Below are 23,944 nucleotides of genomic sequence, written 5' to 3'. Positions count from 1 at the left end.
GGGTTGTCCTGTATATGCGGGTACAAAAAAAGCCGACAAATTTTATAAAAAATGCCGGCTCAAAATATAATTTATTTAAACTTCTTTACTCCTCTAAATAACCGAACCTACCTTGGTTGTAATCTTCAATTGCCTGATGGATTTCGGCTTCAGTATTCATTAAAAACGGACCATACTGAACAATTGGCTCATCTATAGGTTCTCCACTTAAAATCAAAACCACGCTATTTTCCAGCGCTTCGATCTTAATCTCTTCACCTTTGTTTTTGAAGTGGATAAAATCATCTACGGATGCGGTTTCGGACCCATTAATTTTGATCGAACCTTCAATCACTATAAATCCGGTGTTAAAATGCTCAGGAAAGTTAAAAGTAGCTCCACCACCTTTATTTAGCCTGGCATTATAGAGTTCTATGGGGGTAAAGGTATTCGCATTGCCTTTTATACCCCGATAATTACCAGCAATGATTTCGATTTTTCCTCCATTTTCGGGAAGATCAAAATGAGCCATATCAGCCTGCTTAACTGCCTGATATCTTGGTTTACCCATTTTATCTTTAGCAGGCAGGTTAATCCAAAGCTGAACCATTTGAAAAGGACCACCAGCTAAGCTGTAGTTCGCTTCGTGATATTCTTTATGTAATATACCACTTGCAGCGGTCATCCATTGTACATCGCCAGGGTAAATCACACCGCTGTTTCCAGAGCTATCGTGATGGGCAACCGCACCATGATAGGCAATAGTTACCGTTTCGAAGCCTCGATGTGGGTGAACACCAACGCCCCTAGGTTCTTTCCTGGCAGAAAATTCGATCTTTGAACCATAATCCATTAAGAAAAACGGACTCATATTGATTTTATATCCACTTGGGAAAAAATTGTGTACTCTAAAGCCATCGCCAACCATATGTGGTGCTGGCGCTTTTAGTACTTTTTCTATTTGTTTTGTTTCCATTACCTTTTATAGTTAGATAAGGCATGGGGCTAAGCGCATAGTGCCGCCATACGCTTAGCTCTACGCACTATGCTTGTTTCACAAACTGTAATTCGCCTAATATGCGAACTTCTTCACTTACCATTACACCACCGGTTTCTAATGCAGCGTTCCAGGTTAAACCGAATTCTGAGCGGTTAATTTTTCCACTTAAAGTAAATCCTGCTTTGGTATTTCCCCATGGATCGGTAGCAATACCACCAAATTCTGCAGTTAATTTTACAGGTTTGGTTTCACCTTTAATGGTTAAATCACCTTTAACGATATAATCGCTGCCATCTTTTTCTACTGAATTAGATTTAAATTCGATGTGTGCAAATTTTTCTGCATCGAAGAAATCTCCGCTCTTTAAGTGATTGTCGCGATCTGTATTTCCTGTATCGATTGAACCGATATCACCTTTGAAAGAAATTTCTGCATTTTCAAATTGATCACCTTCAGATGATAATTCTGCTGAGAAAGATTTTAAACTACCAGTTACAGTAGTAATCATTAAGTGTTTTACTTTAAATTGTAATTCGCTGTGGGTTGGATCTAATGTCCATTTTGTAGTTGCCATATCTTTTGTTTTTTGAGATGTTTAATATTTACAACACAAAAGTACAGCGCAGGTTTTTACTACAGATTGATGTATGGTAAGTAATGATTGAATGACAGAGTTATTGAATGAGAGATTGAAAGAAGGACTGAATGTTAGGATTTAAAGAAATCATTTACTCATTCAAAACTCACTCATTCAAAATTCAGTCTAAGGCCTGAAATGTTTATTGGCCAGTTCCTTTCTTACCCGGCTTAACGATTCAGGAGTAATGCCCAGGTAAGAGGCAATCATCCATTGTGGTACGCGGAGGGTAAGATTAGGATAGAGTTTTATAAAATCGAGGTATCTTTCTTCAGCAGTTGCACTTAATAACATATTGATCCTTTTTTGCATAAAACGGATCGAGTTGTTGAGTAGTTTAATTTGCATGGGTTGCAAACATGGTACTTGCCTGGCAGCTTCTTCCATGAAATTGTTGGGCATTAACACGGCTTCGGTTGCTTCGATGGCATCGATAAAAAAGATTGATGGCTCATTATTCATGTTGTTACGATCAGACACCAGCCAGTTTTCGGGGGCGAACTGAAGGATGTGTTCTTTGCCTTTCGCATCAATGGAGTACGCGCGTAATAAACCTTTGCCTACAAAATATCCATGTTTAAAATTATCGCCGGTATATTGAACTATTTCGTTTTTCTCGAATTTTTTAACCTTTAAAACAGATGATATGCTTTCGAACTGTTCATCAGTTATTTCTATTTTTTCCTGTAAGTATTTCTGGAACTGATGAATCATAAAGGCGGAATGTTATTTTTTTACGGGCTTAATATCGGAAAAATCTACGCCACATTTACAATTACCACCACATCCATCTTTTTTTACCTGTAAAGATTTAAAAACCAAACGGCCAACATATACCAATGCTACCGCAAAAAGTAAAAAGACTAAAATCGTTTGAATATCCATAATACAAATATAAAGGGTTTTAGGAGGAAGGTGTTCAGTTGAATGTAAATATATTGAGCACAAATCTTGTTTTACCACAGAGAGAATAGCATTTTACACAGAGGACACCGAGAGGGTTTTTAATGCATTTTTTGCCACGGATTCACAGAAATACGGAAAAATTATTTCTCTGTGTACCTCTGTGCCTTTTTCTTCGTGAGCTCGGTGGTTAGTCTTCGACTTCGCTCAGGCTGACAAGGATACCTATTTGTGTTCTCTGCCCCTTTTCTTCGCGAGCTTTGCGGTTAAAAAAGTTATTCTTCCATAAAACCTACGGTACCGCCAACCCAGTCGAAATCGGCGTTGTAGCGTACGCCAATCATTTTTCCTTTGCTTAACCTGGCCAGATTAATGCAAAGCTGAGGCTTACCACCATCGGGCCATAAATACATCATCCTGATTTCAGCCTTTACGCCACCATCTGGTGCCTGTACAGCTGGCTCGTAATTTACTTTTCTTTGTAAAATCCAGTTTTCGGGATCTTTTATATTGGTGATGTCCGTTTCGCTTACATCTATAATTACGCCCATTCCTGCGAAAGAGAATAAAGGCTTAAGTACATAGTTTTCTAAGTCTTTAGGGATTGTATTTAATTCATTTAAGAAACGTGTTTCGGGCACAAATTCGCTTTTCAAGAAAGGCATGGTGTACTTGCTGATGCGGTAAAACCAGTTTGGGTGAGTTACCCATTCTACATCCAGTTCTTCGCGTGGGTCGAAACTGTTTTTGAAAATTTCGGTGTTATTGGCTACCTCATCAAATATCAGGCGGTTATAAATTCTTTTTAACTGGATCTTTTCGCCATCTTCTTCATAAAAAAGCTGTTTACCTACTTTTTTAATGTCTTCCAGTGCTAAAATTTTAATGCCCAACATTTTTTGGGTCACAAAAAAATCGATAGCCGTTTTTTGGTTAGGCGCATCTACATCCATCAGGGCCACTTCGTCTGGTTGGTGGGAGCCAATAATGACTTCTTTAAGTAGCTTGATATACGCTTCTTCGTTAAAGCCGTTTAAGAAATGATTCACAGCACCGTCAATCTCAAAACTTGTCTGGAAAGTTTTAGCCAAGTGATGCTGAAAGCCATATAAGGAAGGAAAACCCTGCATTTCGATTAGCATGGGTGTAAGTTCTCCGGCTTGATTTTTACAAATACCAAAGTCGAAGGTTAAAAAGTGGGGCTGTTCATTTTCATTAGGTACATTCCAGTCGGCGGGGATTGCCTTTTGAGTAAGCGCTTTAAAATTAGGTTGCTTAATCAGGTTTATAATTTCTTCTCCTGCTGCGATCAATTTTTCTTTCAATGCTTTCGGAATAAATACTGGCGTTTCTGCAACCCTGAAAGGGATTTCCGGATAGCCATTTTGCAGTTTAGCAATGAAGGTTTTGTATTTTTCTTCTGTAAATTGCTGATTGTATTTTTGGCGTTGAGCAGGTATCATAAGTTTATATAGTTTTCGTCACTACTAAAGAGGAATCGCCATTTCGACTGGAGCATCGCAGAATGGAGAAATCTCTGAATTGTTTTGTGAAAGATTTCTCCTCCGAAGAAGTTCCTTTGGAACACTGCGGTCGAAATGATGCACGATCGCAATAACGGCCATTGTGCTACACTTCCTGCAAATTCCCAATTGCTTTTTGTAAGAAATTAGGTAAAATAATACTTTGCGTAAGCACAATCCTTGCAGGATCGTCTAAACTGTTTAACATATCCAGGTATTTTTGTTCCCCGTGCATATCTACAATTGCTTTTTTCCTTTCTTCCTGAAGTAAGTACATTTTCATGCCTACCGGATCTGCCTCGGGGTGAAACTGTGTGCCGATGATTTCATCGGAAAAGCGGATCGACATCATACAGCGTTCTAAATCGACATGTTTCCGTTCTTTTTCGATGGCCAATAATTTAGCACCTTTTTTCTCGAAAGCAGCAAAATCCGGCTCGATCACTTGCCAATCTCTGCTGTCGACTGAAAAGAAAGGGTTGGTAATGCCATTAAAAATTTCGTCTTTTTCTCCATCTTCCGTTAAGGTTATCGGGAAAATACCAAAAGCATTCGATCGTCTTTCGGTTACATTGCCCAATTCATATTTTCTACAAGCCAATTGGAAGGAATGGCAGATCAAAAAAGCGTACTTTTTTCGTTCGTCGTTTTTAAGGTTAAAAGCTTCTATCTGATCTAAGAGATTAAAGAAATCATTTTCCCATTGTTCGCCCTTACTTTCAATCGGACTCCCTGGACCACCACTAGAAATATAAGCATCATAACCGATGCCCGGTATTTCTCCTTTTTGCCTTAAATCAAATCTATCAAAGGTTAAATCGATATTGTTATCGTTTTTAAAACGGGATAAAATTTCCTGAATTCCCCGCATACCCTGATTAGGTGCACCGTTATTCATGTCAATAACGGCCACCTTTAAGCTACTTTTATCCATTATAAAATTACTTTGCGCCTATAAGTGTTTGAGTAGTAATGTAATCTACCACCGCCTCAAAGTTACCAGTTTGTTGGTAAACTGCCAACTGCCGGTCTGCGCCTGTACCATGCTCCAATATTTTATGCACATAATTAATGTCATCACGGCAACCTAAATCATCCACCACATCATCTACAAAATCCAATAATTCTAAAATAAGGTTGCGGCAGTTTACTTCCATTTCTTTCCCGAAATCGATTAAATTTCCATCAATTCCATAACGGGCAGCACGCCATTTATTTTCGTTAATTAGTGCTCTCGAATAGCTGATAAACTCCATGTTCTGCAAACGCAGTTTGTACAGCTTGGCGCACAAAGCCTGAAATAATGCGGTAAAAGCCATCGTTTCATCAATCAGCATCGGGCAATCGCAAATGCGGAACTCAACGGTGTCGAAAAACGGATGCACACGGATATCCCACCAAATTTTCTTCGCATTATCCATGCAATTGGTTTTGATGAGCAGTTTTACATAATTATCGTAATCCTCAATGCTATTAAAAATATCGGGAATGCCCGTACGCGGAAATTTGTCGAAAATTTTTGTGCGGAAAGATTTGTAACCCGTGTTCCGCGATTCCCAGAATGGAGAATTGGTAGATAAAGCAAAAACATGTGGCAGGAAATACCTCACCTGGTTGGCAATATGAATGGCCAGCTCACGCGATTGGAAACCTACGTGTACGTGCAGGCCAAAAATGAGGTTAGAACGTGCGGCTTCCTGTAGTTCGTTCACAATTTCATTATAGCGGGGATGTTCTGTAATTAACTGTTTTTCCCAATGCGAAAAGGGGTGGGTACCAGCAGCTCCAATCCTTAAGCCTTGCTCTCCGGCGAGTTGTGAAACGGTATAACGCAGTTGGGAAATTTCTTTACGTGCTTCTGTGGTCGTTTTACAAATGCCCGTTCCAACTTCTACCACGGCCTGGTGCATTTCTGCCTTAACCTGGTCTTTGTGGATTTTTTGTGCGGCTTCCACAATTTTTTGGTCGTGAGAAGTAAGCTCTCTGGTAACGGGATCAATTACCATGTATTCTTCTTCTATGCCCAGCGTAAACTCGTTCATCCTTGTATTGATTAAAAATTAAATCCCAATTATTTTTTTGCTGCAGCTTTTTTAGGTTTTGCAGGTGTTTTTTCTGTTGTTGCCGATTTCTTTGGTGTAGCCTTAGCCTTTTCTGCAGCGGTAACTTTCTTTGGAGCGGCCGCTTTAGCCACATTCGGGGTACCTTTGGCAATTAATGGTTTACCACCAACCGACGATTTAATGTATTCGCCCCAGGTTAAATTATCTTGCCCGTCTTTTTGCGCTTTAGCCCTTTCAATGGCATAATTTGCTGTGGTTTCTACTACCCAGTCAAAATTTTCCTGACCAACGCTTTTAATGTCAGCATCAGGAGCAGGGTTACAGAAATCGATCGCAATAGGCACTCCATCGCGCACCGCGAATTCTACTGTATTGAAATCGTATCCTAAATACTTGCATAGTTTTAGGGTGTACTCTTCTACGGTTTTAAGCAGCTTTGCATCTGGCGCTTTACCTTCAGTGGCATAACGTAAGTGATGCGGATTCCGTGGGTCGTACTGCATAATACGGACATATTTGCCGCCAATGCAATAACACCTGAAATACTCTTCAAAAATGATTTCTTCCTGCAAAAGCATTACCAGCTGTTGTGTACCGCTGTGTTTATCAAAAAAATCTTCTTTGTCATGAAGTTTATAAACATCTCTCCAACCACCACCATCATAAGGTTTCATGTAGGCCGGAAAACCAGTGTATTCAAAAATGGCATCCCAATCTAAGGGCATGGTTAAATTAGAGAAAGATTCTCCGGTGGTTCCTGTAGGGTGCTCCCTTGAAGGGATTAAGGCCGTTTTGGGTACGGGTACGCCAATCTGTTCGGCCAGCGCGTTATTAAAAAATTTCTCGTCGGCACTCCACCAAAATGGGTTGTTAATTACAGCAGTTCCGGTAATGGCAGCATTTTTTAACGATGCGCGGTAGAATGGTACATCTTGCGAAATGCGATCGATAATTACCGAATAACCTAATGGTACATTCTGAAATATTTTGTCGATTTTAACAGCTTCGGCGGTAATACCTTTTTCAGCTTTTTGGTTAATTCTTTCGATTACGGCTTCAGGAAAAGAGCGTTCCTGTCCAAATAAAATCCCTATTTTCTTCATTGGTAAATTTTAGTTTAAATGTTTAACTGGTTAATCGGTTAATTGTTTGATAATTATATCCTAAATCGACTCGGGACTTAAGACTGCCGACTTTGGACTAAACTAAAGCTGTGCAATATAATCTGGAAACATTTCTCTCCAGATAGGCCAATCGTGATCCGCATTCTGCCTGATATCAAGCCAGTGGTCGATGCCCTTTTTGTTTAAAATATCAGATAAACGCTCATTGTCAGGCCTGCACATATCGCGGTCTGTTGTGCCCAAAACAATTTTCATATAATGCAGTTCGGGGTTACTATTATTCAGCAGATAATCAACCGGATTGTTAAAATAAACATCATCATTATAAAAACCATCCAACTGGCCGGAAATATCGAAAGCCCCGCTCATACTAAACATATGGCTAACCAACCAGGGATGCCGAAAAGCGAAATTAGCAGCATGATAGCCTCCGAAACTACAGCCGGCGGTAATAATTTTGCTGTGCCCGGTTTCGTGCCTTGCCAGAGGGGCCACTTCTTCCAATAAATATTTGTCGTACCAGATGTGGTTTTTAACCCTGTCGGCAGGGTGAATACTTTTGTTGTACCAGCTTAATTTGTCGACGCCATCGGGGCAATAGATCTTAATTTTTCCTTCATTGATAAATCCCTCAACAGAATCTATCAGTTTGAAATCCTTGGTTTCAAAATATCGACCCATGCTTGTCGGGAACAGTAGGATAGGGATACCACCGTGACCAAAGATGAGCATGTCGATTTCGCCACTTAAATTCGGGCTGTACCATTTCTTATGTTCTTCTTTAACCATAATAAAAATTGAATGATTTAAGGTATAAATTAAAATCTACAAAAAGAATTGTTTAGGCAGTAAAATGAAGCAAATTAAAGACGTATTGTAAAAATTAACCCATGATAATTAATAGTTTACGGAGATTTGTACCTTTGCACCCTAATTCTGAGGCGATAGCCATGTGATAGGGGATTTTGATTATGATGTACACCACAATTTTATCGGTAAAAGTTAATACCAGCAACTTTAAAATACCCTCAGCTTATTTAAAGCATGAGGTAGAAATAGATATTTATACACCCGAAGGTATTTTAGGAAATGAAAAAATAGAACTTCTTTTGTTAAATGATGGGCAGGATGTGGCCAAAATGGATTTTAGCCGGATTTTGGAAGAAGCCCATCATGGCAAAAGAAACCACAGGTTAATTGTTGTGGCCATTAAAGCATCAGAAGACCGGTTAATGGAATATGGTGTTGCGGGTGTGCCCGATTTTAAAGGGCGTGGAGCGAAAGCCGATTTATATACTGATTTCGTGATCAAAGAGCTTTTGCCTTTTGTTAAAAAGAAAATTGCGATGCCGATAACTGGTAAAGTAGGTTTTGCGGGATTTTCTTTGGGCGGTTTGTCTGCTTTTGATATTGCCTGGAATAATCCTGCTGCTTTTGATGCCATTGGTGTTTTTTCAGGAGCATTTTGGTGGAGAAAAAAAGATCTGGCAGAAGGATATACTGATGCAGATCGCATTATGCATGCAAAGCTGGAAAGTACCTCTACCAGGCCTGATATGAAATTCTGGTTAATGACAGGAACGGAAGATGAAAAGGCTGATCGGAATAAAAATATGATCATCGATTCTATAGATGATACGATTGATGTTGTTAAAATACTCTTGAATAAAGGTTATAAACGACCTGAAAATGTTTTTTACTACGAAAAAGTTGGTGGCAAACACGATGTTCCAACCTGGGAAAGTGTAATGCCTGCCTTTTTGGATTGGGCATTTGAGGTTTAATCGCTTATATCTTACTCAAAAGCACATTCATTTTTAAGCTTAATTTCTTTGCACCAATTTCGTTAAGATGATCGGCATCGTAAAAATCCTGCGCATGGAATGAGCTATCCTGTAAAAGGTTAAAATACTTGATTGTGCTATGCGAAGTATTCAATTTCTTGATGGTCGAAAGTGTAGTATTCAACTGTTTTTTGCTTAAATGTGATACATAAGATTTATAGGCCGGACTGGTAAACAATATAACCTTAATATGTTTGTGCTCTGCAAAGGCAATAATTTTATCCAATAAATGCAGGTTAGTTGGGTATTGCAGATTATCTTTCGCAGTATGCCGTGCGGCGGCAGTTGTACCACTTTTCACTAAATCTTTGTGGTTAATAGCCTTGTAGTTTGATCCCCAGCCCAGGTTGCTACAACTAATATCATTTTCGCCTCTAACATAATGGTTTAAAAGCCGGCTTAAATTGATGTCGAGTTTATTGCTTAACATTTCAGTACTATTGAAAATTTTATGATCGGTATTGATATCGTAATAAATGCGATAATTTTTTGCCCGCCATGCTTCAGGGCTGTTCTCAAGGCGGCCATAAAACGAAAAGTAATCAACAGGAATAACGATATATTTTAAATGGGTCCATTGGTTATTATATTTTTTTAAAATCTCCAGATCATAGTCGAAAGATTGTGAAATGTAACTCGCATTAAAACTCGATTTAATATACTTTGGGTTAATACCATAATATACATGTGAGCTGCCCAGAAATAAAATGTTTACTTCTTTAGCGTGATGATCGAGATAGCTTTTTTTATACCCATAATCGTTTGGGATCCTTCTGATCAGAACTTCAAAAAGAACAGCCAAAAGCATAATTGGCAATATAAAAACGGCGATATATTTAGTGAATTTTTTCATAGTTAAAATTGAAAGTAAATGAATTGCTGTTCCGCCCCTGCAAAAAAGAATATCACCAGAACAAGGCCATAATAAATACCCCATCTTATTGGTTTTGGCCACGATAAGGCAAATTTGGCAATGGCATATTGCTCCATCCTGCCATTCCATTCGATTAAAATAAACAAGGCGAGCAATAGAAATAGTTTAACCGGCACTATTTGAGGAATACTGAAAAATGATTCGGAACCAATGGTTGATATCATATTAAAAGCATGCTGAACAGAATTTGCCCTAAAGAATATCCAGGCGAAAACGGTTAAACCAAAAGTTAATATAATCGCGGCGAATTCTTTTAGGCTTGGAAAAGTTCTTCCTTGCGCAACGGTATCTAAATTCGAACGGTTGGTATTGAAAACAATGGAGGGCATGATGTACAGCGCATTTAATAAGCCCCAGATGATGAAGGTCCAGTTGGCGCCATGCCAAAAACCGCTCACAAGGAAGATGATAAACGTGTTCCTCACTTTTGCCCAGGTTCCGCCTTTGCTTCCGCCTAAGGGGATGTAAAGATAATCTCTGAACCAGGTGGATAGCGAGATATGCCATCTACGCCAGAATTCGGCAATATCCCTGGAGAAATAGGGGTAGGAAAAGTTTCTTAACAACTCTATCCCAAATAAACGTGCTGTACCTAAAGCGATATCTGAATAGCCAGAAAAATCGCCATAAATCTGAAAAGCAAAAAGGATAGCGCCGAGCAATAATGTACTTCCTGAGTATTCACCAGAATGGTTAAAAATCATATTGGCATAATTGGCACATTGATCGGCAATGACGATTTTTTTAAACAAGCCCCATAAAATTTGTCGTAAGCCATCAATCGCCCTGCTGTAATCAAAAGATCTTTCTTTTTTGATCTGAGGAAGCAAGTGTGTTGCCCGTTCTATTGGCCCGGCAACCAGTAGTGGAAAAAAACTCACAAATAAAGAATAATCGATAAAGTTCTTTTCTGCCGGTATACGGTTCTTATAAATATCGATTACGTACGACAGGCCGTGAAAGGTGTAAAATGATATACCAACAGGTAAAATGACTTTTAATGTCCATGGGTTTACCTGAAGCCCAAAATTTGCAATAGCATCAGCGAAAGAATCGGCGAAGAAATTATAGTATTTAAATACGCCTAAAAAACCGAGATTAATGGAAATACTCAGCCAGAACCAAAATTTTTTAGTCCTGTTATTTTTGCTTCCCATCATTTTTAACCCAGTGAAATAATCCAATAATGTGGAAAAAATGAGTAGGAACATAAACCGCCAATCCCAACAGGCATAAAAGAAATAGCTGGCAACCAGCAATAATATATTTTGAGCTCTTAAACGTTCTTTCCCCAGAACCCAATACAGGATAAAAATTATGGGCAGAAAAGCAGCAAAGCTAAAAGAGTTGAACAGCATAGCGTTAAGTTTAATACTTCGTTTAAGAATAAAATTAACGCTTTGTGCTGTCCGATTAATGCGACGGATAAATTTGTACGCAGAATTGCTTAAAGGTGTAAAATACCTGTATAGTTATTTCACGGTATTTTTATCACTGGTATTTTAAAAAAATACCGGTGTCGAAAATGGTCCACAAACAGCTTTTTTGTCCGCAAGCTTTTAGTGCTGCATTTGCCCAGGTATTGCAGGTTTTAAAAATGCTGTAACTTCCCTTTGCTTCATAAAAGGCATCACCAATATCATAATGGATGTTCGATTTAACGTTGATCAAATGTCCCGTTTCGTCTTTTTTGAAACTATTTAAAATATACTCGATCAGTTGTCGATATTGCGCTTTGCTGATGATAATTTTCTTGCAGCTCGCATCTTTCCGTATGTTTTTGTAATAGGTGGTGTGCATAGCAGATGTACTCAGTCCGGAGATTGCCCGTAAGCCGTTACTTAGTTTAAGGTCAGAAAATTCTGGCGTTTCGAGGTAGAATTTTTTATCGCCCCAGCCCATAGCCAGGTATTGATAAGTGCTATCGGCTTCAAGCGTATTTTGGTAACGGATTTCTTTTGCCCAGTTCATTTCTGCATTAACAGCAGGAACCACAATGTCAGTATGCACGCCGTTCGTCATGATGTAGATGGCAATTTCTTTAGCGTTTGAAGGATTGGCGTTTATGGTAATGCGTGAGCAACAAAATGCGGTTATAAAATAAAGCCCAATCAATGCGATAAAAGCAATGCTGCACCTGCCTGCATATCTTAAAAGTCTTTTGTTCATTTCGACGGGGTTATTTATTCTTAATACAGCATTTTAGTTTTTGGTAACCCGTTAAGCTCCAGATATCGATTTTATTGATGGTGCTATCGAAAAACACGATTTTTTGTGGCTATAACTTATCTCTACCTTCACTATATGATAAAGGGACTGTTTGAAACACATATTTATGTTGAAGATCTAGCAAGATCTATCAATTTTTACAGTAATACTTTGGGCTTAACACAGTGCCACTACGAAGAAGAACGCAAAATTGCCTTTTTCTGGATCGGCAAGCCAAAAGAAGCCATGCTTGGCATCTGGGAAAAGCCAAAAAATGAGATTGATATCAGACATTTTGCCTTTCGTTGCGATGTTGAAGATGTACTGAATAAATCGGTTAACTTTCTCAAATCTAAAAACCTAAAGCCCTATAATTTTCTAAACAATGGAAATCACGAACCAATGGTTTTCGCCTGGATGCCCGCTTTGGCTATTTACTTTAATGATCCTGACGGGCATGCACTGGAGTTTATTGCCATTTTGGAAGGAGAGGCTAAACCAGAACTGGGTGTGATTTCTTATGAAGATTGGTTAAGCATATAAATTTTATCCTGCTAGTTTTGTTAGGGCTTCAGCTGCCGAACCTAAAAAGTTAATGTGTTTGCCTTTATTGCTTTCATAAATAAAATCTTTAATGCTTTTGCTTTGATATGGGCTAAAATCGCCAATAATGGCCAGGTTTACCCGGTAATTTGAAAACTTTTGGAGAATTTCTCCTGCTATTCCGTTTTTCAGGTCGAAGAAAGCAGGTGTAATGTTCTGTTCGTGTATAATAATTTTATCAAAACCCTGGTAGTATAAGTTTCCCAATAAGTCTAGCCCGTCTTCTGCGTTATTAATAATTATTTCTTTCGAAAGAATTTCGGCAATATTGGTATTGTTTATGGTGTGCGATTCAATTTTCATCTGTTGATTTTAATAGGCAGGTAAAGGTAATGATATTCATTTCCTTGCTGCTAATATAAAAATTATGCTTTTAATAGGAGGATCTGGTTTAAGCCTGTTCTATAACTGAATCGAAAACTAAATTTAGTTTTAAACTTGTTCAGGATTTTCTAACAATACAACGGAAGATAATAAAGGTGAAAAATATGGCACTCGCTGTTCTGTTTAAAATGAGATAATTACAACATTATCATCATATTAAATAGTGAGAGATATAGTAGAAAATCCATTTCAAAACACTATCTTTGCGCCAAATTTGAGGCGCATTTTATGCAAAAGATTAGAAATATAGCTATTATAGCACACGTTGACCACGGCAAAACTACTTTGGTTGATAAGATTTTACATTCTTGTTCTATTTTTCGTGACAACGAACAAACAGGAGATTTGATATTGGATAACAACGATTTAGAGCGCGAGCGTGGTATCACGATTGTATCTAAAAACGTATCGGTTCAGTACAAAGACGTAAAAATTAACATTATTGACACTCCTGGTCACGCGGATTTCGGCGGTGAGGTAGAGCGTGTTCTGAAAATGGCAGATGGTGTACTTTTACTTTGCGATGCTTTTGAAGGTGCAATGCCTCAAACGCGTTTCGTAACGCAAAAAGCTCTAGCCCTTGGTTTAAAACCGATTGTGGTAGTAAACAAAGTGGATAAAGAAAACTGTCGCCCGGAAGAGGTTTATGAGCAGATTTTCGAATTGTTCTTTAACCTTGAAGCAACTGAAGATCAATTGGATTTCCCAGTAATTTACGGTTCATCTAAACAAGGATGGATGAGTACAGACTGGAAAGTACCAACTACCGATATTTTCGCTTTGTTAGATGCAGTTGTGGCAAACATTCCACCTGCACCAATTAACGAGGGTACTTTACAGATGCAGATCACTTCGTTAGATTATTCATCTTTCGTTGGTCGTATCGCAATTGGTCGTGTACACCGTGGTACAATTAAAGAAAACCAACCGGTTACTTTAATCAAACGCGATGGTAAAATCGTAAAATCAAGAGTAAAAGAACTTTATACTTTCGAGGGTTTAGGTAAAATCCGTACTACAGAGGTAAGTTCAGGTGATATTTGTGCAGTTGTAGGTATTGATGGTTTTGATATTGGTGATACAATCGCTGATTTTGAAGCACCAGAACAATTACCTGTTATCAGCATTGATGAGCCAACAATGAACATGTTGTTTACCATTAACAACTCTCCATTTTTTGGTAAAGAAGGTAAATTAGTAACTTCTCAACGTATTAAAGAACGTTTAATCAAAGAGACTGAGAAAAACTTAGCTTTAAAAGTTGTTGAAACAGCTTCCCCTGATGCATGGTTGGTTTATGGTCGTGGTATTCTCCATTTATCTGTATTAATCGAAACGATGCGTCGCGAAGGTTATGAGATTCAGGTAGGTCAGCCTCAGGTTATCGTTAAAGAAATTGATGGTAAAAAACATGAACCGATTGAAACTTTAATCGTTGATGTTCCCGGTGAAGTTTCTGGTAAAGTAATCGAATTGGTAACTCAACGTAAAGGCGAGTTATTAATTATGGAGCCAAAAGGCGATTTACAACACTTAGAATTCGAAATCCCGGCACGTGGTATCATTGGTTTACGTAACAACGTTTTAACTGCTACAGCAGGAGAGGCGATTATGGCTCACCGTTTCAAAGCTTACGAACCTTGGAAAGGTACAATTCCTGGCCGTTTGAACGGTGTGTTGGTTTCAATGGAAAAAGGGCAAACTACTGCTTATTCAATCGATAAGTTACAAGATAGAGGTCGTTTCTTCATCGATCCGGGAACTGATGTTTACGAAGGTCAGATTATGGGTGAGCACATCCGTGATAACGATTTAGTAGTAAACGTAGTAAAAGGTAAAGCATTAACCAACATGCGTGCTTCTGGTACTGATGATAATACCCGTATTGCACCTGCAATTAAATTCTCTTTGGAAGAAGCTATGGAATATATCCAGGCTGATGAGTATATCGAGGTTACACCGCAAAGCATGCGTTTACGTAAAATCTTCTTAACAGAACAAGAACGTAAAGTTAAAGGAAAGCAATTCGCTTAAACCCCTCCCAAAGGGATGCCTTTGGCATAAATCCCCTAAAGGGGACTTAAAATATAGATTACTAAAGCCTCGATGTAAATCGGGGCTTTTTTGCGTTTTACCAATTTGTATTAATAATAGCGCATAACAAATTGCCGTCTGTTTTACCACCTGAGTCATCTAAGAACATCTGAGCTGAGCGCATAATTTATGTTTTATTATTCTAAGTTGAACTAAAGTGGCTTAGGTGGTCGAAAATGATATGGAAAGCAATTGCGAGGTTTTTTTTATTGTTAGTCCTTCTTTTCGCTAAATCCCCGATGAAGAATCGGGGGGATACCGCTATAATAAGGTTTAGAACCGTTGGGGCTGTGCTCATAGGTTGGATTAGTAATGCGTCTAATTTGCCAGAGTTGTGATTTTAGTGACAAATGCAGAGTAAATTAGGTAAGCCGTTGCTGGTCAGTTAAATTGTTAATCAGATGCGCTGTTTTTTGTCAGCATTTTTTCATAAAACCTTTTGGAATAAAAAACTAACAATTGCATGGCAATTAATTTTGCGTTCAGCTTTAATTTTGTGTTTTGCAAGCAAACTAATCATCCCATATCATGATTAATAAAGGGTTATCCAAAATGGGTATATTTTTATTAAATATGCTCTCGCTGTTACCGCTATTTATTTTATACAGATTGGCGGATGCTTTTTATGTGTTAATATTTTATGTTTTTGGTTACCGCCGTAAAGTGGTTAAAGAAAATCTGGTTAATGCATTCCCCGAGAAAAATATTGCTGAAATCAATGCCATAGAAAAACGTTTTTATAAATTTTTCTCCTCACTTTTTATTGAAGTGATTAAAATGAAAAGCATTTCTGAAAAGGAATTAAATAAAAGGGTAAAATTTAAAAATACCGATCTGGTAGAAGCCTATCTTAAAAATAACGAAAGTGTGCTTTTCTGTTCATCACATTATGGCAATTATGAATGGGTGTGCATGGCTATTGGCTTAAACTTTTCTGGCAAACATTACCCAATTTATAAACCGTTGAGCAGCGAAGCTTTTGATAATTGGTTTTTGACCATGAGAAGCAAATTTGGCAACCATATGGTGTCTATGCGTCAAACTTTAAGGGCTATTCAATCGAGTAAAAATGAACCAACCATGTTTACTTTTGGCAGCGATCAGGCGCCTTCAAAAGATGAATCGAATTACTGGACAACTTTTTTAAATCAGGAATCTTCCATCCAGTTAGGGGTTGAGAAAATAGCCAGAAAAACAAACCGCCCGGTGTTTTACCTCAAAATAAATTACTTAAAAAGAGGGTATTACGAAGTAGATTGTGTGCCGATCTGTTTAAACCCAGCAGAAACTGCTGAATTCGAAATCACCGAAATGCATACGCACTTTTTAGAGGATATGATCACAGAAGCACCAGCTTACTGGTTATGGAGCCACCGCAGATGGAAATATAAACCTGAGCAAAAGATTTCAGAAATCATCAAAAAAGATCAGAATATAATGGATGCAATGGCTTAGCTAGTCCAATTGTCTAAATATGAAATCTAACATTTTCGTGGCATAATTTTTTAAGGTGCTTTTTAAATTAGCACTTTAAAATTTCTGGTATGATTAAAAAGGGGATTTCCCATTTGGGAGTATTTTTTTTAGGCGTATTATCTCTGCTCCCATTATCTGTTTTATACATTTTGGCCGATGGAGCTTATTTACTACTGTATTTTGTTTTTGGCTACCGACGTAAAGTTGTTCGGGAAAATTTATTAAATGCGCTTCCTGATAAAACGTTACAAGAGATTTTGGTTATCGAAAAACGCTTTTACCGGTACCTCGCTTCGCTGGTCTTCGAGATCATTAAAATGAGCAGTATCTCAAAAAAAGAAATCGAAAGGCGTTTCATATTTAAAAACAAAGCGCAGGTTCAGGAATATTTAGACCGGGGAGAAAGTGTGTTGATCTGTGCAGCACACTATGGTAACTGGGAGTGGGGAACTTTGGGTATAGGGCTTAACTTTTCTGCAGATCATTATCCAATTTACAAACCCTTAACAAATTCCACATTTGATCATTGGTTTAAAAAAGTACGTAGTAAATTTGGCAATAAATTAATTGCCATGCGACAAACCATGAGGGCTTTGCAGGCGAGTAAGGGTAAACCGAGTATATTTAGTTTCGGAAATGACCAGGCACCCTCAAAAGACGAGTCGCATTATTGGACAAGTTTTATGCATCAGCCCAGCTCTGTTCAGTTAGGGATAGAAAAAATTGCAAAACGTACTAATCAACCTATCTTTTATTTCAGAATTAATGTGCTTAAACGTGGTTTTTATACAGTAGATTGTGTGCCCCTTTGTTTAAATCCGGCTGGGACCGCTGAGTTCGAAATTACTGAAATGCACACCCGCTTTTTGGAAGAAATTATCAGAGCAAAGCCCGAGTATTGGTTGTGGAGCCATAAAAGGTGGAAATACAAACCTAAACATCAACTTCTTTTTACCACAAATGAATTGCTAAAGCAGGCATAATTTCCTAAATATTTTATATTTGTTGGTATAACGCCTACCCATGAAAACTTTCAAAAAACTATTACTGTTCCTGATCTATGCATTTTTTTTATCGCTGTTCGCACTGTTTCTCTGGAAGCCTTATCTGTTAAATGTATTAAAATATAGAACGCCTGGTGCTGAAACGTATAAAATTTTCCCTCAGGAAATTTCACATAAAAGTGATTCTTCCTTTCATTTTATCAGGTCGGCCAGGCAACGCAACGATTTAGATACCCTTCATGTCCTGGATGGAAATAATCAATCTGTTCCATTGAAAGAATATTTAAAAAATGGGCAGATCAATGTTTTTATCGTAATAAGAAATGATAGTGTTTTATACGAAAAATATGATAAAGGTTATCGTGATAGCACCTTAACTACCATTTTTTCTGGTGCCAAAAGCATGATTTCTATTATGATCGGGCAAGCATTAAATGATCATAGCATTAAAAGTTTAAACGATAAAGTAACCGAGTATATTCCCGAGTTAAAATCAAATCCTGCATTTAAGGATATTACATTGAAAAACCTCTTGGATATGAAGTCGGGGCTCGAATTTCAGGATGCACTAGGGGGCATTGTTAAGGCATTTTTTTCTGATGAAGCCAAATATTATTATACGGATGATATGGAAGCCCAATTGTTGAAAGTTAAACTGGTGAATAAACCCGGCACGGTTTGGAAGTACAAAAGCATCGATCCGATTGTGTTGGGTTGGGTTTTGCAAAGGGCAACCGGTAAATCGGTAGCGCAATATTTTGAAGCGAATGTGTGGAAACAGATCGGTACGCAATATAATGCCACCTGGGGATTAGATCAGGTTAACGGTTTAACAAACACTGCAAGTCGCTTTCAGGTTACGGCTATCGATTTCGCCAAAATTGGTCGATTATATTTAAATAAAGGCAAATACAAGGGGAAACAGATCGTTCCGGAAAGCTGGGTAAATCAATCTATAAATATCGGTACCGAAAAACCTGCATCGGCAAAAGGCTGGCAAAAATCAGCCCATCACTATCTTTGGTGGGTTCCACAGGAAGGTGATAATGGCGATTATGCTGCAGAAGGCATGCTCGGCCAAAGGCTGTATATCGATCCGAAAACGAATACCATTATTGTTCAGTTTGCCGATCACGGCACAGGGAATTATCCCTATCGAAAAATCAGCAGGTATCTGAGTGGATTGCCATTCAGTTATCCGAAGGGTTAACAACCACTGAGAACACCGGGTTTTCACAGAGAAAAGCGAGTTAAGCTGACTGTTTCGTCTGCTACGGACTCAGGAATAGATAATATTCCCATGTGTTCCGTGTTTCCTTCGCAATATATTATTTCGCATTTCAACTATGCTCTGTTCCTCTGTGATATTTCTTCGTGAACTTTGTGGTAAAAAATTTATACATATTTCCATAAAATAGTACATTGCCTCTACATGGAAAATAACGATGTAAGAATTTCGAAAAAGAAGCCGATTTTTCCGGTAACACCTGCTTTGCAGAAATATTTACGTACTTACCAGCGCGAAGCGAAATTGCCTATCGGTTATAACGATTTAATGCAGTTTAACGAAGCTTTTCCTTTAATGGATAAGTTTGGTAAAGACTCACTCTGGGAAGGACCGATTTATGCACAGGATTTAATTGAAACTTTGCATGATGGCTTAAAGGAAATTTATGCCAACTTAAAGGCATCTGGAAATTTGCGAATCGTTGAACACAAGTACATCGATAAAATTGAATATTGTACCTTCGGAAATACACATCCCTTCCGCATCCGTATTGTTAATCGCTTAAATGATGTTTACGATTATTTTTACATCAAAAAAGCTGATGCTTCGCGGATTTATGGCCTGGAAATGGAAGAAATCCTTTCGCCCAATCAGGTAAATTATCTTGTTGATGGTAATACCTTAGTGGAAGAACATATTGCGGGAATTCCAGGGGATGTTTTTACAAAAGGACAATTATATACCCCTGAGTTTAATCCGACCAGGATTGCAAAAGAGTTCGTAAAGTTTAACGAACGTTGTTTGATTATGCTTTTAGGTGATATGCGAGCCTATAATTTTGTGGTACAGATTACACCCGATTTTGATGATATTCAGTTTCGTATTCGTGCAATAGATTTCGACCAACAGTTTTACGAAGGGAATTTAAAGGTTTATTTGCCCCAGTTTTTTAAAGAGAATTTGCCTTATGTGAAAATGAGTATGGAGCAGCTGACGGAGAAAACCGTACTACAATACCAACAGGAAGAACGCTCGTCTATTGTGCACAGGGTTAGGAGCGAACGCCACCGATTAACCGATCTCCGTGATGTTTCTAATAAGGAAGAATTAACCACACCTGAGAACATCGCGCTGCTAAAACAGAGTATGAGCGATTATTTTAAGGATACAAATTATTTGCGCTGTAAAACCATGACTGATATTATCGAATTGAACATTAAAAATATCATCAGGCAGGTTAAGTTATAAATTTATAAGTGCTGTCAGATGGTAACATCTGACGGCACTCGGAAAAGACAAAATAAAAACGGCTGACAAATTTGCCAACCGTTTTTGAGTGAATCTAGAAAGAGCGTCCAAAGTTTTTAGGCATGCTGCCCTTCGTGAACACCTTCGGCAAATTCCTCTACAATTTTATCGTTAAAAGCAGGTAAATCTTCTGGTGTACGGCTCGTAACCAAACCTTGGTCTACAACCACTTCCTCGTCTGACCAAAGTGCGCCTGCATTGATCAAATCCTGTGAAATATTTTTTACCGAGGTCATTTTTCTGCCTTGAACCACATCTGCATTAATTAAGGTTTGAGGCCCATGACAGATTGCCGCAACTGGTTTTCCATCGGCAAAGAACGATTTTACAAAGGCTATCGCATCTTCGTTAACACGAAGCTGATCAGGATTAATAACACCGCCTGGTAGCAGCAAACCATTATAATCTTCGGCATTTGCTTCAGAAATGGTTTTGTCTACATCAACTTCTATCGACCAATGATCATGGTTCCAAGCTTTTATTTTTCCGCTTTTTGAGGAGATAATGTGAACGGTTGCGCCCTCTTCTTTTAACCTTTTAACTGGCTCGGTTAATTCTACTTCTTCAAATCCGCTTTCTGTAAGTACAGCAATAGTGCGGTTACTTAATTGTCCCATAATCTTTAAATTTTTAATAGGTAATGTATTAAAGACAGTTCGGGAAAATTATTGTTTTTAGAAATTTGAGATTATTAAAAAATCTCAATTGTCGCTTTCGTATCGAGTCCTTGAAAATAGAACGCATCAAAAATCACTCTGCTTACAATAGTTTTGATAAAAATAGCATCTTTAAAATTATCCAAACCGTAAGTGAAAACTAGTGAATCAACGTGTTTTTCCTCTTTAAAACCGATTGATTTAAGTACAGCCTTAGCGTTTTTGTCTAGGATGTGCTGTTTTTTAAGCTTTTTGATATTGGTAACTGCTAATAAAATTTCTTTATCCGTGCGTTTAAACAGTATGGCCAATTTATTTTCTTTTTTCAAGTTGAAAATAAATCCTTTAATCTTCTGTTCTACCAAATCAAATATAGCATCATCAAACTCTTGCCCATCGTTAAAATAACCTGGTTTATAACTGTTTAGTTGGTCTAACTTACGATCAATCTGAGCAAGCATCTGGGTTCTGTACTCATCAGATTCTTCAAGCTCACTTTTTTTAACGAAAAAATCGATTTTTCTTTTTAATCGTTCTTTTTCTTGTGCATATGGATCTATTAATGATTTAATCAGTGCAATCTGGCGCTGTATCCTGTTGAGATTTTTAGAATTTATATAGATTGCTTTATAATCACTATCAATCCGATCTTCTTCAATTATAGACTCGATTAATTCCTTTTCTTGTTCGTAGATGGAGAGTAGCTCGTTAATTTCTTCATTCATAAGCTAATCGTTTGTTCTACGGTGCTTAACAAAATACAAGGCCAAATTACCTGCAATGATAATATGATTAAAGATATTCGGTACTAAACCATAATATTTGGTGAATATTTTAAACCGCTCTTTTAAGCTTTCGCGGTGTTTTTTCTTGCTCATGCCACCAACCAGGTATTTGGCTACATAACGGTGAACATTAACAATATTAGAGGCCTTTTTTGCCGCTTTGATAATCCAATCAATATCTGAGCTATACTTATAGGTTAAATCGTACGGTGTAATAATGCTGCGGCGGATGTAAATAGCCTGATGGCTAATGTTCATGCCGTATTTAAAGCTGGTCCAATCAAATTCTTCGGGTGCTTCGTGCCTTCTGCGGCCTAAATTTTCCCAGTTATCGTTGTACATTTCTGTTTCCCCGTAATAAATATCTGCACCGGGGGCAGAGGCAAAAACATCTTCTACTGTTTGTTCATCATAAATCTCATCACCCGAGTTCATAAATAAAACGTAATCGCCTGTTGCTAGTGCTAAACCTTTGTTCATGGCATCATAAATGCCTTTGTCGGGTTCTGATACAATTTTTGTAATCTGATCTTTATAACGCTCAACAACCTGTAAAGTGCCATCAGTTGATGCGCCATCTATTACAATATATTCGATTTTTTTATAGGTCTGTTTAAGGATAGATTGAATGGTACGTTCGATATCGCGAACGTTATTGTATACAATGGTGATGACAGTTAGCTTTGGCAAGGAATGGCTTTTTTGGATTGGAGTAAATTTAATAAAGATTGCTTGATTTTTTCTACCCGAATTGAAAATGAATCTGCCAAATATTTTTAATTAGTCAACTATTTTCAGGATAAATGCAATGCACTGTAAATCAACTTGTCGTAGGCGTGTTGTTGTTGATTGACTAATTAAAGTAACACTCTTTTTTGTTCAGATTTTATTTCGGTTGCAGATCAATTAGTGTTTCGTAAAGGTGGATATGCTCGGCAGCGATTACTTCTTCCGAAAAATCTGTTAAAATACTCAATCTTGCCGCTTTTTGGATTTCTTCTTTATTTGGACGGTGGTACAGCCACTCAATGCCGTTTGCTAAGTCTTCCGCATTTTGATACGCTGCGAGATAGCCATTCTGCATGTGTTTCACCATATCAGGTATGCCACCAGTAGTAAAAGCAACAACGGGTGTAGCGCACGATAAACTTTCCATCACGGTATTGGGGAGGTTATCTTCGAGAGAAGGCGTAATAAAGGCATCTGCAGCAGAATAACATTTCGCTAAATGATCATCTTTATTAATTGTGCCTAAAAAAGTTGTTTTGAAAGGAAATTCGGGCATTTCGGCATTTTCCTTGTTTCCGAAAATAACCAATTCAATGTTTTCTTTTTGTATTCCAGGCCTACGCGATAAAATTTCTAATGCTTCGATTAAATAGGGAGTTCCTTTATGTTTGTCGTTTTTTGAGGGCATAAACCCGCTCATCAGTACAAACTTATCAGGATTGATCTTTAAGATTTTTTTCGCCTCCGATTTAACATAAGGTTTGAAAATTTTTGTTTCAATCGTATTTGGGATAACCGTAGCCTTCCTCGTGCCCAACAAACTGCTAAACTTTACCGATGCAGCCATCCATTTGCTTGGTGCTACGATATGGAAGTTCAATTCGGTATAAGCTTTTTGTTTCCGCACCCAGGTTTTGTGCGAAATATCATTTTTACCACTGATTTTTAAAATGGGGCAATTACCGCACTGCTGGTGAAAATTTTCGCATCCATAACGCACATGGCATCCACCTGTAAAAGCATTGCTATCATGAAAAGTCCATACAATCGGTTTTTCAAGCTCATCAAGCTGCGCTAAAAACTTAGGGTTGAGGAAGCCATGGTTTACCCAATGTAAATGGATAATATCGGCATTTTTAACATCGGGGTGATTAATTACTGAACGGCCAAACCATTGCAAACTGAAAGGGGTTTTTACCGATTTACTCAACCATTTGGCAAAATATCTTTCAGATAGGATATTGTAAATGGCTTTGGCTTTTTGAAAAGGCGACTTGCTAAAGGTATCGATCTTCGGGTTTTGACCAAATTTATAGTAAACCAATACTTTTGAATCGATTCCACTGGCCATTAAGGCATCACTTAAACGCAAACAGGCACGCCCTGCTCCGCCATTTCCATCGTAGGTATTTAGGTGTACTACTTTCAAATCAATCAAAAATACATTTTATTGTTTACGAAT

At 38.0% G+C, this 23,944-nt stretch carries 24 protein-coding genes; 7 read left to right on the top strand and 17 right to left on the bottom strand.

Annotated elements, in window-relative coordinates:
* Nucleotides 1–85 precede the first annotated feature (85 nt).
* From LQ227_RS06960 to LQ227_RS06920, 9 genes are all read right to left on the bottom strand, one after another.
* A complete protein-coding gene (locus LQ227_RS06960; protein WP_230148837.1) occupies nt 86–955 on the bottom strand; it encodes a pirin family protein in 870 nt (289 codons plus the stop codon).
* A gap of 67 nt (nt 956–1,022) precedes the next feature.
* On the bottom strand, nt 1,023–1,553 hold the full coding sequence (locus LQ227_RS06955; protein WP_230148835.1) for a YceI family protein: 531 nt from the start codon (nt 1,551–1,553) through the stop codon (nt 1,023–1,025).
* 189 nt (nt 1,554–1,742) lie between these two features.
* A complete protein-coding gene (locus LQ227_RS06950; protein WP_029274727.1) occupies nt 1,743–2,330 on the bottom strand; it encodes a Crp/Fnr family transcriptional regulator in 588 nt (195 codons plus the stop codon).
* Between the two features lie 12 nt (nt 2,331–2,342).
* A complete protein-coding gene (locus LQ227_RS06945; RefSeq protein WP_082458743.1) occupies nt 2,343–2,501 on the bottom strand; it encodes a FeoB-associated Cys-rich membrane protein in 159 nt (52 codons plus the stop codon).
* A 293-nt stretch (nt 2,502–2,794) separates the two neighbouring features.
* Complete coding sequence (locus tag LQ227_RS06940; RefSeq protein ID WP_230148833.1) at nt 2,795–3,982, bottom strand: hypothetical protein; 1,188 nt, start codon at nt 3,980–3,982, stop codon at nt 2,795–2,797.
* A gap of 166 nt (nt 3,983–4,148) precedes the next feature.
* Nucleotides 4,149–4,976, bottom strand: coding sequence for a type 1 glutamine amidotransferase (locus LQ227_RS06935; protein WP_230148831.1), 828 nt, complete (start codon nt 4,974–4,976; stop codon nt 4,149–4,151).
* Nucleotides 4,977–4,983: 7 nt separating this feature from the next.
* Complete coding sequence (locus LQ227_RS06930; protein WP_029274724.1) at nt 4,984–6,084, bottom strand: carboxylate-amine ligase; 1,101 nt, start codon at nt 6,082–6,084, stop codon at nt 4,984–4,986.
* Nucleotides 6,085–6,113: 29 nt separating this feature from the next.
* The gene (locus LQ227_RS06925; protein WP_230142214.1) at nt 6,114–7,208 is read right to left on the bottom strand and encodes a RimK family alpha-L-glutamate ligase; all 1,095 of its coding nucleotides are present in this window, start codon (nt 7,206–7,208) and stop codon (nt 6,114–6,116) included.
* A 102-nt stretch (nt 7,209–7,310) separates the two neighbouring features.
* Nucleotides 7,311–8,018: an esterase family protein gene (locus LQ227_RS06920; RefSeq protein WP_230142212.1), complete on the bottom strand. Its 708-nt coding sequence runs from the start codon at nt 8,016–8,018 to the stop codon at nt 7,311–7,313.
* Nucleotides 8,019–8,200: 182 nt separating this feature from the next.
* Here LQ227_RS06920 and LQ227_RS06915 point away from each other — a divergent pair, with 182 nt between their 5' ends.
* A complete protein-coding gene (locus tag LQ227_RS06915) occupies nt 8,201–9,013 on the top strand; it encodes an esterase family protein (protein WP_230142210.1) in 813 nt (270 codons plus the stop codon).
* 4 nt (nt 9,014–9,017) lie between these two features.
* Here LQ227_RS06915 and LQ227_RS06910 read toward each other — a convergent pair whose 3' ends face one another.
* The 3 genes from LQ227_RS06910 to LQ227_RS06900 all read right to left on the bottom strand — a co-directional run bounded on the left by LQ227_RS06910 (nt 9,018) and on the right by LQ227_RS06900 (nt 12,176).
* Nucleotides 9,018–9,926 carry a DUF1574 domain-containing protein gene (locus LQ227_RS06910; RefSeq protein WP_230142207.1) on the bottom strand — a complete coding sequence of 303 codons (909 nt, stop codon included), beginning with the start codon at nt 9,924–9,926 and terminating at the stop codon, nt 9,018–9,020.
* Between the two features lie 2 nt (nt 9,927–9,928).
* Entirely contained in the window at nt 9,929–11,365 is a 1,437-nt protein-coding gene (locus LQ227_RS06905; protein ID WP_230142204.1) for an MBOAT family protein, read from the bottom strand.
* Nucleotides 11,366–11,498: 133 nt separating this feature from the next.
* Entirely contained in the window at nt 11,499–12,176 is a 678-nt protein-coding gene (locus tag LQ227_RS06900) for a TIGR02117 family protein (protein ID WP_230142201.1), read from the bottom strand.
* A gap of 135 nt (nt 12,177–12,311) precedes the next feature.
* Here LQ227_RS06900 and LQ227_RS06895 point away from each other — a divergent pair, with 135 nt between their 5' ends.
* Entirely contained in the window at nt 12,312–12,758 is a 447-nt protein-coding gene (locus tag LQ227_RS06895) for a VOC family protein (RefSeq protein ID WP_230142199.1), read from the top strand.
* A 3-nt stretch (nt 12,759–12,761) separates the two neighbouring features.
* On the opposite strand, the gene LQ227_RS06890 is transcribed toward LQ227_RS06895, so the two are convergent.
* Nucleotides 12,762–13,121 (bottom strand): DUF4180 domain-containing protein, encoded by a 360-nt coding sequence (locus tag LQ227_RS06890; RefSeq protein ID WP_230142198.1) that lies wholly within the window; start codon nt 13,119–13,121, stop codon nt 12,762–12,764.
* Nucleotides 13,122–13,430: 309 nt separating this feature from the next.
* On the opposite strand from LQ227_RS06890, the gene typA reads away from it, so the two are divergent.
* From typA to LQ227_RS06865, 5 genes are all read left to right on the top strand, one after another.
* Nucleotides 13,431–15,236, top strand: coding sequence for a translational GTPase TypA (gene typA, locus LQ227_RS06885; protein WP_230142195.1), 1,806 nt, complete (start codon nt 13,431–13,433; stop codon nt 15,234–15,236).
* Nucleotides 15,237–15,824: 588 nt separating this feature from the next.
* A complete protein-coding gene (locus LQ227_RS06880; protein WP_230142192.1) occupies nt 15,825–16,751 on the top strand; it encodes a lysophospholipid acyltransferase family protein in 927 nt (308 codons plus the stop codon).
* Between the two features lie 89 nt (nt 16,752–16,840).
* Nucleotides 16,841–17,755 (top strand): lysophospholipid acyltransferase family protein, encoded by a 915-nt coding sequence (locus LQ227_RS06875; protein ID WP_230142190.1) that lies wholly within the window; start codon nt 16,841–16,843, stop codon nt 17,753–17,755.
* 40 nt (nt 17,756–17,795) lie between these two features.
* Nucleotides 17,796–18,986, top strand: coding sequence for a serine hydrolase (locus LQ227_RS06870; RefSeq protein WP_230142186.1), 1,191 nt, complete (start codon nt 17,796–17,798; stop codon nt 18,984–18,986).
* 222 nt (nt 18,987–19,208) lie between these two features.
* Entirely contained in the window at nt 19,209–20,252 is a 1,044-nt protein-coding gene (locus tag LQ227_RS06865; RefSeq protein WP_215130037.1) for a hypothetical protein, read from the top strand.
* Between the two features lie 116 nt (nt 20,253–20,368).
* Here the strand turns inward: LQ227_RS06865 and LQ227_RS06860 are convergent, their stop codons facing one another.
* The 4 genes from LQ227_RS06860 to LQ227_RS06845 all read right to left on the bottom strand — a co-directional run bounded on the left by LQ227_RS06860 (nt 20,369) and on the right by LQ227_RS06845 (nt 23,920).
* Nucleotides 20,369–20,929 (bottom strand): type 1 glutamine amidotransferase domain-containing protein, encoded by a 561-nt coding sequence (locus LQ227_RS06860; protein WP_230142185.1) that lies wholly within the window; start codon nt 20,927–20,929, stop codon nt 20,369–20,371.
* A gap of 74 nt (nt 20,930–21,003) precedes the next feature.
* On the bottom strand, nt 21,004–21,693 hold the full coding sequence (locus LQ227_RS06855) for a hypothetical protein (protein ID WP_230142183.1): 690 nt from the start codon (nt 21,691–21,693) through the stop codon (nt 21,004–21,006).
* 3 nt (nt 21,694–21,696) lie between these two features.
* Entirely contained in the window at nt 21,697–22,443 is a 747-nt protein-coding gene (locus LQ227_RS06850) for a glycosyltransferase family 2 protein (RefSeq protein ID WP_230142181.1), read from the bottom strand.
* A gap of 196 nt (nt 22,444–22,639) precedes the next feature.
* Entirely contained in the window at nt 22,640–23,920 is a 1,281-nt protein-coding gene (locus LQ227_RS06845; protein WP_230148829.1) for a glycosyltransferase family 4 protein, read from the bottom strand.
* Between the last annotated feature and the right edge of the window lie 24 nt (nt 23,921–23,944).

This window comes from Pedobacter sp. Bi27 (genome assembly GCF_918698255.1).
Classification (GTDB): Bacteria; Bacteroidota; Bacteroidia; order Sphingobacteriales; family Sphingobacteriaceae; genus Pedobacter.
This window is presented reverse-complemented; position numbering and strand designations above follow the sequence as displayed.